Below are 13,284 nucleotides of genomic sequence, written 5' to 3'. Positions count from 1 at the left end.
TGATGCCACTGAACGAATGCCTTCGCGAGCAAGCTCGCTCCCACTCTGGTTTTGTTGTGCCTGCATGGGGGGCAGGCACAGGGGGATGCGGTGGCGGGAGAGTTACGCCACCACCCTATAGCACGGCACATATGCCGCGCCGCCCGGCAGTTTCATCCGGTGCTGGGCGACGAAGGCCTTGAGCAGCGCATCGAGCGGTTGCATGATCGCCGCGTCACCACGGATCTGGTACGGCCCGTGTTCTTCGATCAAACGGATGCCCTTGTCCTTGACGTTGCCGGCGACGATCCCGGAGAACGCGCGGCGCAGGTTGGCCGCCAATTCGTGGGGCGGCTGGTCGCGGTGCAGCTTGAGGTTGGCCATGTTCTCGTGGGTCGGATCGAACGGACGCTGGAAGCTTTCGTCGATCTTCAGCAGCCAGTTGAAGTGGAACGCGTCGTTGCGCTCGCGGCGGAACTGCTTCACCGCTTTGAGGCCGGCGGTCATCTGCCGCGCGACTTCGGCCGGGTCGTCGATGATGATCTCGTAGTGCTGCTTCGCCGCATCGCCGAGGGTGGCGGTGACGAACGCATCGAGTTGCTCCAGATACGGCGCGGCATGTTTCGGCCCTGTCAGGATCACCGGGAACGGCAGGCCGGCGTTGTCCGGGTGCATCAGGATGCCCAGCAGGTACAGGAACTCTTCGGCGGTGCCGGCGCCGCCCGGGAAGATGATGATGCCGTGACCGACACGCACGAATGCTTCCAGACGTTTTTCGATGTCCGGCAGGATCACCAGCTCATTGACGATCGGGTTCGGCGCTTCGGCGGCGATGATCCCCGGCTCGGTCAGGCCGAGGTAGCGCCCGCCATGGATGCGCTGCTTGGCGTGGGCGATGGTCGCGCCCTTCATCGGGCCTTTCATCACGCCGGGGCCGCAGCCGGTGCAGATGTCGAGGCTGCGCAGGCCCAGTTCGTGGCCGACTTTCTTGGTGTATTTGTATTCTTCGGTGTTGATCGAGTGGCCGCCCCAGCACACGACGATTTTCGGCTCCACACCCGGACGCAGGGTGCGCGCGTTGCGCAGCAGGTGGAAGACGTAGTCGCTGATACCTTGCGAGGTGCTGAGGTCGATGCGTTGGCTGTCGAGTTCGTTTTCGGTGTAGACGATGTCACGCAGGGCGCTGAACAGCATTTCCCGGGTGCTGGCGATCATTTCGCCGTCGACGAACGCGTCGGCCGGGGCGTTCAGCAGTTCGAGGCGCACGCCGCGATCCTGCTGGTGAATGCGGATTTCGAAGTCCTTGTAGGCTTCGAGGATAGTCTTGGCGTTGTCGACATGCGCGCCGGTATTGAGGATGGCCAGGGCGCACTGGCGGAAGAGGGTGTAGGTGCTGCCGGAGCCGGCTTCGCTCAGTTGCTGAACTTCACGTTGAGAAAGGGTTTCCAGGCTGCCTTTCGGGCTGACCGAGGCGTTGATTACGTGTCGTTGGGTCATGCAATGATCCTTAAAACGATGTCATTCCAATGGCAGGCAAATGGCATCCGAATAGTGTGTATCCATGAATGAAGATGGCACGATCTGCGCTGTACCGCCATGTCCCCGTTGGACGCTGAAAAGTTGAAAAGGGCCCCCAGCATAGCTAAATCCCCGAGAGAGGCGATAATGCGCAGCGAGTTTTTTCCGTTGCCCTTTTTATCGCTCAAGGAAGTCATGCCTGATGTTCGAGATCCAGCCGATGGACCCAGCAACGTTTCGCCAGCAGACGCGCCGCAGCACGTTGATCATTGCCGTGCTGTTCCTGGTGCTGGCGATGGTGCTTTCGACGGCGGCAGTGGCGCTGTTCGGCGAGCCCGGCGGCGATAATCTGCGGTTCAATGTCGGCGGGGTGTTCGTGGCTTTCCTGCTGACAGCGGCGCTGATGCGCGGGCAGTTCTGGCAGCAGGCGTGGATGGCCCCGGCGGTTTATAGCTGGCGGCTCAAGCGCAGCCTGATGAGCGTCACCAACGTGATGCATCAGGTGACCGCTGCGGTGGAACAGAACGATCCGACCGCGATGAAGGTGCTGCGCTTCTATCATCTGGGGCTGACCCAGATGCACGAACTGGACGGTAACTCCAGCGATCATGCGCAGTTGCACCGGGAAGTCGAAGCGCACAAGGAGCGGATGCAGGCGCTGGGTCTGGAGATCGACCAGAAGCGCCTGGATCCGGCCTGGCTGCAAGCCTTGAAACCCGCCGCTCGTTAAAACGGAATACGGCTGGCGCGGCGCAGTTTCCACGCACGGATCAGGCGTGCATAGACCAGCAGGTTGATCGCCAGCACCACGCTGCCCAGCGCCAACTGAATCTGCGGCGTCAGCCCGGCGGGGTAGATGATCGGCCAGATGTAGTGCTCGATGAAGCCGCCGGCGTATTCGGTCTGCCCGGCGGCGTGGCGCATCAGGTTTTCCCAGTAGGTCAGCGGACAGGTCAGGTGCAACACCTCGACCGCCACGCCCCATGCAGCCGCCGGCAGATGCAGCCACATCAGGCGTGGCCACTTGAGCACCAGCAGCCCGCCGAACAGCACAAACAGAATGAATGACAGATGGAACAGCACCAGCCCGTCGGCTGCGATTCGGTACAGCATGTCGTCTCCCTGACGCGGTTGTGAAGGCCTCCATGGTACGCCGACAGCGACGCCGGGGCGCTGCGATTTGACGCAAAGTGCGCAAGATTGTTCAAGCCGCGAAGGGGCATTTACTGGCAGAGTCTGCGACCGTTTCCTCGATTGAAGAGCGTTATGTCTGACTCACTTATGCCGCGCCGTGCGTTTCTTCGCGGCGCTGCGGCGATTATGCCGTTATCACTGGCGACGGCGCCGTGGGGGCTGCTGGCCGGCTCCATGGCGATCGAAGCCAATCTCACGCCGTTGCAGGGGCAGGGCCTGTCGAGCATCGTGTTCGCAGGGGCCGCGCAACTGGTGGCGATCGGCATGCTCAAGGGCGGTGCCGGTATTTTCTCGATTCTGTTGACCACGCTGCTGCTGACCTCGCAGCATTTGTTGTACGGGATGAGCATGCGCTCGGTGATTTCGCCACTGCCCGGACGCTGGCGCATCGGCCTGGGCTTTTTGCTCACCGATGAACTGTTCGCCCTGACCAGTCAGCATGATCGTCAGCAGTTCAACCGCTGGTACGCCTTGGGCGTCGGCCTGACGTTCTATATCGCCTGGAACCTGTTCACCCTGGCCGGCATCGTGTTGGGCAGCAGCATTCCGGGGCTTGAGCACTTGGGGCTGGATTTCTCGATTGCCGCCACCTTCATCGCGTTGATCACCCCGGTGGTGCGTAACGTGCCGACCGTGGTGTGCGTGGCGGTGTCGCTGTTCTGCTCGGTGCTGTTCAGTTATTGGCAGTGGGGCTCGGCACTGGTGTTGTCGGGCCTGGCGGGGATGACCGCAGGATTTGTCTGCAACAAGCTGTATCGGGGGCGCACATGATGGTCTGGGCAGTGATTTTCGGCATGGGGATTCTGGTGTTCCTCAACCGATACGTGTTTCTCGAACCGCGCCTGCCGCTGCGTTTGAGCAGCAACGCACGGCAGTTTCTCGGCTTTGCCGTGCCGGGCATGTTGACCGCGATCTGCGGGCCGATCGTGTTCATGCCGGACAAACAGTTGAATCTGCAGTGGGATAATCCGTATTTGCTGAGTTCGCTCGTAGCGATCGGGCTGGTGCTGTACACCCGCAATACCTTGCTCAGCATGCTTTTGAGCATGGCGTTTTTCTTTTTGCTGCGCTGGTGGTTGTAAGTTGCCGGTAAAAAACTGTTCTAAGCTGGTTGGATGACTATTTTTGACAAGGCGAGGTGCACATGACGACCGAGCAAAAGCGTCCCGATGAAGACGAACAAGTAGACGATGAAGTAGACGAGCCCAGCGAAGAAGAAATCGAGCGTGAGAAACGCAAGGAACAGACGTGGAAGCACGACGATGGCAAGGAACTCACCGGGCCTGATATGAAGCTCTGAGAGCAATCTGCAAAAAGCCCCGCAACAGCGGGGCTTTTTGTTGTTCAGAGGTCTTCCAGAGACGGGAAGTCCGGATGTGACGCCCGATAGCCCAGAGTCTTGTCGATCCATGCATTGAGCTCGTTGACCATCACCGGCGGGTGACCGGGATAGCTTTCGAGCGTGGTGCGCAGGATGCGTTCGATGTCCGGCACTGAACGCAGGTTTCGGGTCTTGATGTAGTGGCCGATAAAACAGTCGAGTTGAAAGCGTTCTGTCATGGACAGATAAATACACTCCAGGCCGTTGGCCTGTTTGATTGCAAAATCGTCGCGCAACTTAGTTCTCTGCAAGGCTTGTTAAAGTTGTAGGGGATTCCTGGTTTTGCTGACTCTTTGGTCAACTGGTATGCCAAATGGAAATGCGGCGCGCATGCTATCCGTAGTGCATGTAAATGTATGTATGACGGTTGAAATGTCAGACAGGCGGTTGGTTCGCTCAAACGACTGTTTTTTTCGGGCTGTCTCAACAATGAAACACTCACTGTAAAGATCGAGTGTCACCTGTAATCGCCTGCGGCAGCTCCTACAGGGTAAACGCGTGAGATCACAGATCTTTAAGCCACTTCGTCAATCAACCCGGCACCCTGATTGCGTGAATTGCCGACGGCTTTGCCAACCTTGTGCCAGGCGAAGGCATCACTGGCTTCACCTTCAAACAGCAGCATCTGTTCGGCGCGCTCCACAGGTGTTGCCGGATCAAGCCACTCGGCAGCCAGCTCCGCGCGAAAGACCACGGGTCTTCGGTCATGGATATCGAGCATGCCTCCGACGCTATCGGCGGTAATGATCACGAATCCATCGTCTTCCCGGCCATCGCTGCCGGGTGTCGGAAATTGTCCGATGGCGGCACAGAAAACCGGCCCGTGATCGGCACGACGGATCAGCCACGGCTGTCGGGTTTTATCCGGGCCGTCGACCCATTCGAACCAGTTGTCGACCGGCACGATCAACCGATGACGCCAGATCGCCCGGAAGAACGGCCCATGGGCGACTTTCTCCACGCGCGCGTTGATTGGCGCCGCGCGGTCCTTGGCCCAGTGCGGGCGCCAGCCCCAGCAAAGGTTGTCGGCATACAGACGTTGATCATGTTGATGGAGCACCGCGAGTGACGTGGTCGGCGCCGCGTTGTAGCGTTCCAGCGCGGCGTCGCCGACGTGATTGATCAGCGCATCGGGAATGCTCAGCACCGCGACAAAGTCGTGAATGCCGCGGTACTGCGAGAGTCTTCCGCACATGCGCCGAATCTCTGGGTGGACGCTTTCAGCATAGTTGGCTCTGGCCAATCAATCCTGCGCCTCCTGACCGGTGAACGTGTCGCGCCAGATCAGCCAGCGGCGTTCCAGCACTGCGAGCAAACCGTCGCTGAGTTTGCCGAGCAAGGCGAGCACGATAATCGCCGCCAGCACGATGTCTGGTCGCGAGGTTTCGCGGCCGTCGCTGAGCAGATAACCGAGGCCCTTGGTCGCGGCGATCAGCTCGGCGGCCACCAGAAACATCCATGCCAGACTCATGCCGCTGCGCAGTCCGGTGAACAGGCCGGGCAGGGCGGCGGGCAGCAGAATCCGCCGCACCAGTTGCCAGCGGCTGAAGCCATAGATGCGCCCGACCTCGACCAGTTTGCGATCGATGTTGCGAATCGCCGCGACCACGTTGACGTACACCGGAAAAAACGCGCCGATGGCGATCAGCACGATCTTCGAGGTTTCATCGATGCCCAGCCACAGCAGCAACAGCGGCACCCAGGCCAGACTCGGAATCGAACGCAGCGCGGCGAATGTCGGTTCCAGATAAGCCTCGGCCTCACGGCTCAGTCCGACCCAGGCGGCGAACATCAGCGCGAGGCTGGCGCCAATTGCAAAACCGAGCAACACCCGCAACAGGCTGGCGCTGATGTGTTTCCACAGGGCGCCTTCGGCGAGGTCGGTGAGGGTCAGGGCGATCTCGCTGGGCGCCGGCATTTGATAGGACGGCAGCCAGCCGAGACGCACGATGAACTCCAAGGCGACCACGATCAGCAGCGGCAGGACCAGACCTTTCAGGCGCCGGCGCCATGTCGGATTGAGGGTTGAGGGACGAGGCCGCGACAAGCTCCGGGGAGGCGCGGGCAGTTCGTTACTGCGAGTGCTCATACGTGGGCTCCGCTCACAGCGAATCCGCGTCGGGCGCGGATGGGCTGTGAGTCTGGTCGATTACTGGCGGGCGACGGCTTGCTGCACACCATTGTCGAGCAACTGATCGATGACTTGATCGACATTCACCCCACGCCGCACCAGTTCCTCGGAGACCAGAATCGGTGCTGCGGCTTTCGACGCTTGCACGTCGTTGGCGGTCAGTTGCGGACTGCTCAGGTCGGTGCGCGACAACTGTAGTTTGGCCACGTCCAGCGGCAGACCGGATTCCTTGGCAAGCAGGGCAGCGAACTCGTCGGGATTTTTCAGCGCCCAGTCCCGCGCCTGCTCGTAGGCTTTGATCACGGTATCGATGGTTTGCGGATGCTCCTTGGCGTACTGCTCGGTGACGCTGACCACGCCGTAGCTGTTGAATGCCGGGTTGCGATACAGCAGACGTGAACCGGCCTGCACCTGGCTGGCGGCCATGTGCGGATCGAGTCCGGCCCAGGCGTCGACATCGCCTTTTTCCAGCGCGGTGCGGCCGTCCGGATGTTGCAGGTGCACCAGTTCCACGTCGTCTTTCTTCAACCCGGCCTGTTGCAGGCTGCGCAGGGTGAACAGGTACGGGTCGGTGCCTTTGGTGGCGGCGATTTTCTTGCCCTTGAGATCGGCGACGCTCTGGTACGGCGAATCCTTGCGCACCACCAGTGCAGTCCATTCGGCGCGGCTGTAGACGTAGACCGATTTGATCGGGCTGCCGTTGGCCCGGCTCAGCACGGCAGCGAGGCTGGCGCTGGAGGCGAAATCGACGCCACCGCTGTTCAGGTATTCCAGCGAACGGTTACTGCCTTGGCTCAGCACCCAACTGACTTTGGTCTGTGGCAGGGCCTTTTCGAGAAAACCGAAATGTTTGAGCACCAGACTCACAGGTGAGTAGTAGGCGTAATCCAGATGGACTTCCGCGGGCGGCGCTTCGGCGGCTTCGGCCAGCGGTTGCAGGCTCAATGCCATGGCGCTGGCGACCAGCAGCGTTTTGAGGCGGATAAACGGTAAGAACGATGTCATGGGGCGCTCCGGCAAAGGCACTGGTTGTTATGTCCAAAAATATATTTTTATCGGCTGCGTCCTGCATGAATGGAATATTGCAGGCTCTGTGCCATGTGCGTTTCGACCCATGTTTACGGGGGTTCCCCCGGTTGTAGCGCCTTTCAACTGTTGCGTGGGAAACATTGTGGCAAGGCACTGTTGCGCAGCGGACAGTGAGCATTCCGGGCGCTGAGCTTATGCCTTAATCGAATTTAAAATCGGTTTATCAACAGCGTTATGGTCTATGCAAAATCCCGTCGCAGGACTTCCCATGAAGCTCTCTCGTTTGCTCCGCAACACACTGATGATCGCGTTATTCACCGCACCGCTTGCCCACGCCGCCGAGCCGTTGGTCCTGCACGTCGGTGACCAGAACTACTACAACATCCGCGCTTCGGTCGAAGCCTCCGGCGTGTTGAAAGACGCGCCTTACAGCGTCGACTGGAAGCATTTCCAGGCCGCCGCGCCACTGGCCGAGGCGTTGCAGACCGGCTCGCTGGATATGGGCTTTCTTGGCGATTCGGGTTTTCTGTTTCTCGCCGCCAAACAGGCGCCGGTGAAACTGATCGGTGTGTCGCGGCAGAACCCGGACACTATCGCCTTGCTGGTGCCGAAAGATTCACCGGTGAAAACCATCGCGGATCTGAAGGGCAAGAAAGTCGCCTACTGGCCCGGCGCCTGGAGCCAGCAGCTGACCTTGCGCGCCCTGGAGCAGGGCGGTCTGCCGGAAAATTACGTCGACTTCGTCAAACTGATGCCGATTGATGCGGCGGCGGCATTGCCACAGGGCAGCATCGACGCGTTCCCGGTGTGGGAACCGTATATCTCCCAGCAAATCGTGTTCTCCGGTGCGCGGCCGATTCTCACCGCGAGAAACCTGATGCCGGGCCTCAGCGCGATTGCCGCGTCGGCGCCGTCGATCGACAGCAAGCGTGCCGCGATTGCCGATTTTCTCGGGCGTTTGAAACAGGCGCGGGCCTGGGTCGACAGCCACACCGACGAATACGCGGATCTGTGGGCGAAGAAAGCCAATCTCGATCAGCAGGTCTCTCGACACTGGTTGCGCCAGGCGCACATGACTGTCGGGCCGGTGGATCAGCAGGCGGCGGTCGACCTGCAAGGCACCGCGGACTTCCTGTTCAAGGTCAAGGCACTGCCGGCGCCGCTGGCCACCGCCGGGGTCATCGATACCTCGTTTCAACAGGCTCTGGCTGACTGAGCGAGCGCCGGAACCAAAGCCTGTGTACCCTATCCAAACCTGGCTCGCGAAGCCGGGCGCAGGGATGGATCAGGGCGAGGGAGTTTTGCCAGTCGACAACAGGGCCGCAACGGTCAGGCGCAAGGCAAAACATGAAATACGCGTTCAATCTTCTCTGTGCAGCGGCCATCGCGCTTGGGCTGGCCGGCTGCATTGCCGCGCCGATCGAAATGACCGCGCAAACCGAAACCCGGCTCAAGGCCCAGGCCCCGGTGCGCTTTCTGCTGACCTTCGATGATGGCCCCAGCGCCTCGAGTTTCTGGAACCCTTCGGCGACCGTGCTCGATAGCCTCAAGGTCAACCCGGTGCAACCGGACATCAAAGCGGTGTTCTTCGTCCAGACCCGCGCGCCTCGCGCCGGTAACAGTGACATTGGTCGCGGCATCATGCGGCGCGAGCACGCCGAAGGGCACATCCTCGGGTTCCACACCGCCACCCATTGGCACACCAACCATCGCTCGCTCGATCCGCAAGAACTGGAGCAGTCGTTGCGCAACGGCACGGCGGATATCGCCGCGATCACCGGAGCAGCACCGATCCTGCTGCGCCCGCCATTCTGGAATTACGACAAGCGCACCTTCGCCGCGTATCAGCAGCATGGCTTGCACGTGTTGTTGACCGATTTGAGCGCCAATGACGGCAAGATCTGGGGCTTCAACGCCAGTCCCCGACGTCGGGCGAATATGCTGCGCCAGCTATCGGAAGTCCGCGAGCGCATTGCCCTCGGCGAATTTCCGACCGTAGACGGGGTGATTCCGGTAGTGGTGACCTTTCATGACCTCAACCGCTACACCGCGCGGCATACCCGCGAATACCTGCAAATCCTGCTCGACAGCGCCGCCGCCACTGGCGTGAAACTGGCGGACAAACCGTTCTACGATGATCACGCGGCGCTGTTGAAGGCGGCGCTGGCGCGTACGGTTCAGCAGAGTTCGCAGCCGGTGCAGTTGCCGGGGATGTGGAACTGGATCTGGGATCATGACGCCCACTAAGGCTGCGCGAAAAATGTGATCGGGTTGGCACTTCTCGGGGCGGCGGGTTGCTGAGGGCTCATCTATGCTCAACGGGTCGATCGACTCATCGCCTGCGAGGCGTGCGCCCATGCTAGCCATTGCCGACATCTGCCGGATTGTCGAATCCGGCTTTCCGTCGCTTGAATGCGAATGCACACAAGTGGAGCAGGGACTGTTGCGGATCAAGGTTTATGAGCCTGACTCCGGGCGAGTCGAGTTGTTGCTCAATGGCGTCTCACCGGAACATCTGGTGACGATCCGCGACATTTCCAACTTCATTGGCGAATTGCGCACGGAAATGAGCGCCGGACGCCGGGCATTCGCCGGGTGATACCTTACAAGCGCCGTTGAAACGCCTGCACGATACGTAACGTCGCGTCGCTGGTGGGCAGATTCTGCACCGCGTCCAGCGGATGCCAGATGCATTCGGTGATCTCGTTTTGCGGGCGCAACTGCTCAAGATCGAGCACCGACGCCTCGTAGACATGATGCTGGGTGCTGCCGCTGTGCAGTTCCATCAGATACAACATCTGCTCGGCATCCAGTGCTGTTTCTTCCTGCAGCTCGCGCGTCGCCGCCCCGGCTTTGGTTTCCCCAGGCTCGACCTTGCCCCCGGGCAGTGTCCAGCGGCAGCGGGGTTTGCGCACCAGGAGAACGTGTCGATCCTGCTCGCAAATAACGGTGGCGCGTACTTTCATCTGTTACCTGTTTACTGCGTGTCACATAAATGAAATAAAACTGCAATATTCGAGCCGAGCCCGGATTCAAAGGTTCCCTCGGGGTTTTGAGTGTTTGGCCTGGCGGAAAGTGCCAGAGCCTTGGCGCATCGCGATGGCGACACCCGGTCGGCACAAATGCGGCATCCGGGTGTAAGTTAAAAAGGCAGAGCTGAATCCACCGTCGGCAAAAAGGAGGTACCCATGAGCATTCCGGTCTTGAACAAAATGCACATGAACGGCTACGACGTACTCAGCGTGAACAACGGCCCGTGGCGGGTTTGTACTCAAGGCGATCGGCTTGCGTCGTTCGGTAGCAGAGAGGAAGCGCTGGCCTATGCCGCTGCGTTGCCGGGTTACAGAAAACGCTCGGTGCGAGCGCGAAGTCACACTGCAAGTTGAAGCAAATGTAACGAAAGAGCCCCGGTGATTGCCGGGGCTTTTGTTGAGGTAAAGGGGGGGATCAGTGGACTTTGATCCGGCTGATGGAGCGCGTTTTCACTTCCTTGGCATACAGCTGCAAGCGTTCTTCATCACTTTGCAGCACCTCGCAGGACCTGAGTACCGCCTGGGCATCCGCTTCATTGCCGCTCTTGCGCAGCTGTTCGGCGATGCGTTTGAGGTCGACCGCCGACCATCTCAGATCCGATGCAACGGCTTGCAGGTCGCGCTGAAGTTCGTGTTCGTATTCATTGAGCCGCATGATCACCTCCGGAACATTCTCGGTAGAACAGAGTAGTCGCATTTTTCTTCGATGATGCGCAGCTCGTCTGCCACCGGGCCGCATGCATGTAAATATTTGTCCAATCTCCCTTGTGGGCGGCGTGCCGCGCTGGATGTACACCCGGTTACACGTTACATTCGCGTTTTTTAAGATCAGGGAAACACCATGCGGATATGGATCGGGAGTTTGGCGTTGGCATTGCTGGCGGGTTGCTCATTGCCAGCATCGCTGGTGCCGGGCGAGCCAAATCTCAGCAAAACCACCACCAAAGCGCCTAAAGACTATGCCGCGTGCTTGTTGCCGTTGTGGCAGCAGGACATTCCGAAGACCACGCAGACGTCCATTTCCAACGGCTACCGGATCAAGGCGCCGAGCCTCGTCACCGCCGACGAGATTCTTGACATCATCAAATACAAGGACGGCAGTCGCGTTTCCCTGTATCAGGGACCGCCATGGGCCAAGTCCGGGTCGTTGCGCAAATCGGTGCGTGACTGCCTGTAAAGCCCAGCCTCCGCTGCAAAAGCCAGCCCCACAAAAAGCAGAAACCGGATCAATGGTTTCTGCTTTTTTTTTGCTTTGCGAAATGCGCTGTGACAGATCGGCACGAGGCGTATTCCAGTGTGCGCTAGGCTTCTGAGTGCCACCCGGTAACCGGAGGGGCATGCCTTTCAAGGAGCCACGGATCATGGATGATCTGGTCAAAGAAGTTATTCCGTTGTTGCAGTATCTGATTCCCGGATTTGTCTCGACCTGGATTTTTTACACGCTCACTTCATTCAAACGGCCTGATACGTTTGGGCAGATTGTGCAGGCGTTGATTTTTACGTTTGTGATTCATGGGGTGGTAACAGGTATTGGCGTGATCTTTTTGTGGGTCGGGACGAAGGGTTTTTCTCTAGGAATATGGGATGGCAAGGCGCAGACGTCATGGGCATTCTTTTGTTCGCTGGTACTTGGATTGCTGTCCTGTAGTCTGGCGACCAATGACAAGCTACATGGTTGGCTGCGTCGCAGAAACGTAACGAAACAATCTTCTTACCCAAGCGAATGGTTCTGCGCATTCGCGCAATTTGATCGGCTCATCACCCTGCATTTGCATGACGAAAGGCGCGTTCTTGGCTGGCCGGCCGAGTGGCCGCCGGAATCAGCCAACGGCCAGTTCGTGATCCATAAGCCACATTGGCTGCATGAAGATGGCAAAGTGGCGCCTTTTGGCGCCGAATATTTGTTGATAGATTCCGCGAAGGTTAAATGGGTTGAGTTCAGCCCGGCATCAGAGGATTGATTATGAGCGCCCGAGCACCACAACCAATGCCCAAGAAATATGAACACCTGTTCTTTGGGCCAGACGGAAAACCGTTGGATAGTCCACTGTTGAGAGGGCCGAGTGCGCCTCCACCTTTGAAAAAGCAGTGCTGCTGTTCAGAGCGTATGCACCAACCAGTCCCTGAACGCTTTCAGTGACGGCAACGCCTCATTACGCGGCGGATACACCAGGTAGTAGCTGCGGCGGCTGGTGATCGGCTTCCCCAGTTGCAGCAGCTCGCGGTTAAGCAATTCATCCTCCACCAGAATCCGCGGGACCAGCCCCACGCCAATATTCGCCCGGACCGCCTGAATCAGGTGCGAAGTCATTTCAAAGCTCGGCCCGATGCGCATGCTGCGGTGGGGCAAACCATGATGCGTGAACCATTCCGCCCAGGCCTGGGCATTGCTGCTGACATTGAGCAGTAACTGCCCGGCGATGTACTGTTCGGCGGCGTCGCGTTCGGCCAACGACAACTGCGCACTGGCAATCACCACCAGTTCTTCAGTGTGCAAGGGCAGGGCGCTCAGCCCGGGCCAATCCCCCGCACCGACACAGATTGCCGCGTCGATTTCGCTGGTGTCGAAGTCGATCGCTTCGATGCGCGAATGCAAGTGCACGGTCATGCCGGGGTGTGCGGTGTAGAAGTCCTTGAGTCGCGGCAGCAGCCATTTCGAGCCGAAGGTCGGCAGCGTCGCCAGACGCAAACTGTGAATGCCGGAACCGAACGCCATGGCCTGCAGGGTTGCGCTGCGAATCTGCCCGAGGGCTTCAGCGAGTTCGCGCTGATACATGCGCCCGACATCGGTGAGCACCACTTGCCGGCCTTCGCGGCTGAACAGGCGCATGCCGAGCATCTTTTCCAGAATCTGCACCTGACGGCTGACCGCGCTTTGCGTCAGCGACAGTTCGTGGGCAGCGCGGGTGTAGCTTTCATGGCGTGCGGCAGCCTCGAAGGCCAGCAACAGCGACATGGAAGGGGTGAGGGTTCGCGGATTCATTCGTTTTAGTCATGGATTGCGGGTCGATTTTACGTTT

19 protein-coding genes are annotated in these 13,284 nt (G+C 59.5%); 10 read left to right on the top strand and 9 right to left on the bottom strand.

Annotated features, from left to right (window positions below):
* Window positions 1-102: 102 nt before the first annotated feature.
* Window positions 103-1,476, bottom strand: a complete 1,374-nt coding sequence (gene ppnN / locus M0808_RS17310) for a nucleotide 5'-monophosphate nucleosidase PpnN (RefSeq protein ID WP_027612974.1) — start codon at window positions 1,474-1,476, stop codon at window positions 103-105.
* A 223-nt stretch (window positions 1,477-1,699) separates the two neighbouring features.
* Here ppnN and M0808_RS17305 point away from each other — a divergent pair, with 223 nt between their 5' ends.
* Window positions 1,700-2,227 carry a DUF3087 domain-containing protein gene (locus M0808_RS17305; protein WP_225135406.1) on the top strand — a complete coding sequence of 176 codons (528 nt, stop codon included), beginning with the start codon at window positions 1,700-1,702 and terminating at the stop codon, window positions 2,225-2,227.
* Here M0808_RS17305 and M0808_RS17300 read toward each other — a convergent pair.
* Entirely contained in the window at window positions 2,224-2,610 is a 387-nt protein-coding gene (locus M0808_RS17300; protein ID WP_139054738.1) for a DUF2784 domain-containing protein, read from the bottom strand. The two genes, M0808_RS17305 and M0808_RS17300, sit on opposite strands and share 4 nt — an antisense overlap.
* Before the next feature lie 153 nt (window positions 2,611-2,763).
* Here M0808_RS17300 and M0808_RS17295 point away from each other — a divergent pair, with 153 nt between their 5' ends.
* The 3 genes from M0808_RS17295 to M0808_RS17285 all read left to right on the top strand — a co-directional run bounded on the left by M0808_RS17295 (window position 2,764) and on the right by M0808_RS17285 (window position 3,991).
* A complete protein-coding gene (locus M0808_RS17295; protein ID WP_027612977.1) occupies window positions 2,764-3,462 on the top strand; it encodes an AzlC family ABC transporter permease in 699 nt (232 codons plus the stop codon).
* A complete protein-coding gene (locus M0808_RS17290) occupies window positions 3,462-3,773 on the top strand; it encodes an AzlD domain-containing protein (protein WP_166497451.1) in 312 nt (103 codons plus the stop codon). Before M0808_RS17295 ends, M0808_RS17290 begins: the two co-directional genes overlap by 1 nt.
* Window positions 3,774-3,835: 62 nt before the next feature.
* Window positions 3,836-3,991, top strand: coding sequence for a hypothetical protein (locus M0808_RS17285; RefSeq protein ID WP_202368532.1), 156 nt, complete (start codon window positions 3,836-3,838; stop codon window positions 3,989-3,991).
* Window positions 3,992-4,035: 44 nt separating this feature from the next.
* On the opposite strand, the gene M0808_RS17280 is transcribed toward M0808_RS17285, so the two are convergent.
* The 4 genes from M0808_RS17280 to M0808_RS17265 all read right to left on the bottom strand — a co-directional run bounded on the left by M0808_RS17280 (window position 4,036) and on the right by M0808_RS17265 (window position 7,208).
* On the bottom strand, window positions 4,036-4,308 hold the full coding sequence (locus tag M0808_RS17280; RefSeq protein WP_226500209.1) for a hypothetical protein: 273 nt from the start codon (window positions 4,306-4,308) through the stop codon (window positions 4,036-4,038).
* A 278-nt stretch (window positions 4,309-4,586) separates the two neighbouring features.
* Window positions 4,587-5,267, bottom strand: a complete 681-nt coding sequence (locus M0808_RS17275; protein ID WP_247841990.1) for an SOS response-associated peptidase family protein — start codon at window positions 5,265-5,267, stop codon at window positions 4,587-4,589.
* A 48-nt stretch (window positions 5,268-5,315) separates the two neighbouring features.
* Window positions 5,316-6,161, bottom strand: a complete 846-nt coding sequence (locus M0808_RS17270) for an ABC transporter permease (RefSeq protein WP_247841989.1) — start codon at window positions 6,159-6,161, stop codon at window positions 5,316-5,318.
* Between the two features lie 60 nt (window positions 6,162-6,221).
* Window positions 6,222-7,208 carry an aliphatic sulfonate ABC transporter substrate-binding protein gene (locus M0808_RS17265; protein ID WP_247841988.1) on the bottom strand — a complete coding sequence of 329 codons (987 nt, stop codon included), beginning with the start codon at window positions 7,206-7,208 and terminating at the stop codon, window positions 6,222-6,224.
* A 292-nt stretch (window positions 7,209-7,500) separates the two neighbouring features.
* On the opposite strand from M0808_RS17265, the gene M0808_RS17260 reads away from it, so the two are divergent.
* The 3 genes from M0808_RS17260 to M0808_RS17250 all read left to right on the top strand — a co-directional run bounded on the left by M0808_RS17260 (window position 7,501) and on the right by M0808_RS17250 (window position 9,831).
* The gene (locus M0808_RS17260; RefSeq protein WP_247841987.1) at window positions 7,501-8,448 is read left to right on the top strand and encodes an ABC transporter substrate-binding protein; all 948 of its coding nucleotides are present in this window, start codon (window positions 7,501-7,503) and stop codon (window positions 8,446-8,448) included.
* 131 nt (window positions 8,449-8,579) lie between these two features.
* Window positions 8,580-9,479 carry a polysaccharide deacetylase family protein gene (locus tag M0808_RS17255; RefSeq protein ID WP_247841986.1) on the top strand — a complete coding sequence of 300 codons (900 nt, stop codon included), beginning with the start codon at window positions 8,580-8,582 and terminating at the stop codon, window positions 9,477-9,479.
* Window positions 9,480-9,588: 109 nt separating this feature from the next.
* Complete coding sequence (locus M0808_RS17250; RefSeq protein ID WP_003225919.1) at window positions 9,589-9,831, top strand: DUF1652 domain-containing protein; 243 nt, start codon at window positions 9,589-9,591, stop codon at window positions 9,829-9,831.
* Between the two features lie 4 nt (window positions 9,832-9,835).
* Here the strand turns inward: M0808_RS17250 and M0808_RS17245 are convergent, their stop codons facing one another.
* Window positions 9,836-10,198, bottom strand: coding sequence for an NUDIX hydrolase (locus M0808_RS17245; RefSeq protein ID WP_098964369.1), 363 nt, complete (start codon window positions 10,196-10,198; stop codon window positions 9,836-9,838).
* Window positions 10,199-10,420: 222 nt separating this feature from the next.
* Here M0808_RS17245 and M0808_RS17240 point away from each other — a divergent pair, with 222 nt between their 5' ends.
* Complete coding sequence (locus M0808_RS17240; protein ID WP_096796397.1) at window positions 10,421-10,618, top strand: DUF2188 domain-containing protein; 198 nt, start codon at window positions 10,421-10,423, stop codon at window positions 10,616-10,618.
* Window positions 10,619-10,679: 61 nt separating this feature from the next.
* Here the strand turns inward: M0808_RS17240 and M0808_RS17235 are convergent, their stop codons facing one another.
* Complete coding sequence (locus M0808_RS17235; protein ID WP_098964368.1) at window positions 10,680-10,919, bottom strand: hypothetical protein; 240 nt, start codon at window positions 10,917-10,919, stop codon at window positions 10,680-10,682.
* A 186-nt stretch (window positions 10,920-11,105) separates the two neighbouring features.
* On the opposite strand from M0808_RS17235, the gene M0808_RS17230 reads away from it, so the two are divergent.
* Entirely contained in the window at window positions 11,106-11,441 is a 336-nt protein-coding gene (locus M0808_RS17230; RefSeq protein ID WP_003225912.1) for a hypothetical protein, read from the top strand.
* A gap of 184 nt (window positions 11,442-11,625) precedes the next feature.
* Window positions 11,626-12,225: a DUF6338 family protein gene (locus tag M0808_RS17225; protein WP_007966801.1), complete on the top strand. Its 600-nt coding sequence runs from the start codon at window positions 11,626-11,628 to the stop codon at window positions 12,223-12,225.
* A 137-nt stretch (window positions 12,226-12,362) separates the two neighbouring features.
* Here M0808_RS17225 and M0808_RS17220 read toward each other — a convergent pair whose 3' ends face one another.
* Entirely contained in the window at window positions 12,363-13,247 is an 885-nt protein-coding gene (locus M0808_RS17220) for a LysR substrate-binding domain-containing protein (protein ID WP_247841985.1), read from the bottom strand.
* Between the last annotated feature and the right edge of the window lie 37 nt (window positions 13,248-13,284).

This window comes from Pseudomonas sp. MWU12-3103b (genome assembly GCF_023100615.1).
In the GTDB taxonomy this organism is placed as follows: Bacteria; Pseudomonadota; Gammaproteobacteria; order Pseudomonadales; family Pseudomonadaceae; genus Aquipseudomonas; species Aquipseudomonas putida_A.
The sequence above is the reverse complement of the archived record's forward strand: the minus strand, read 5'-3'. Positions and strand labels throughout refer to the sequence as shown.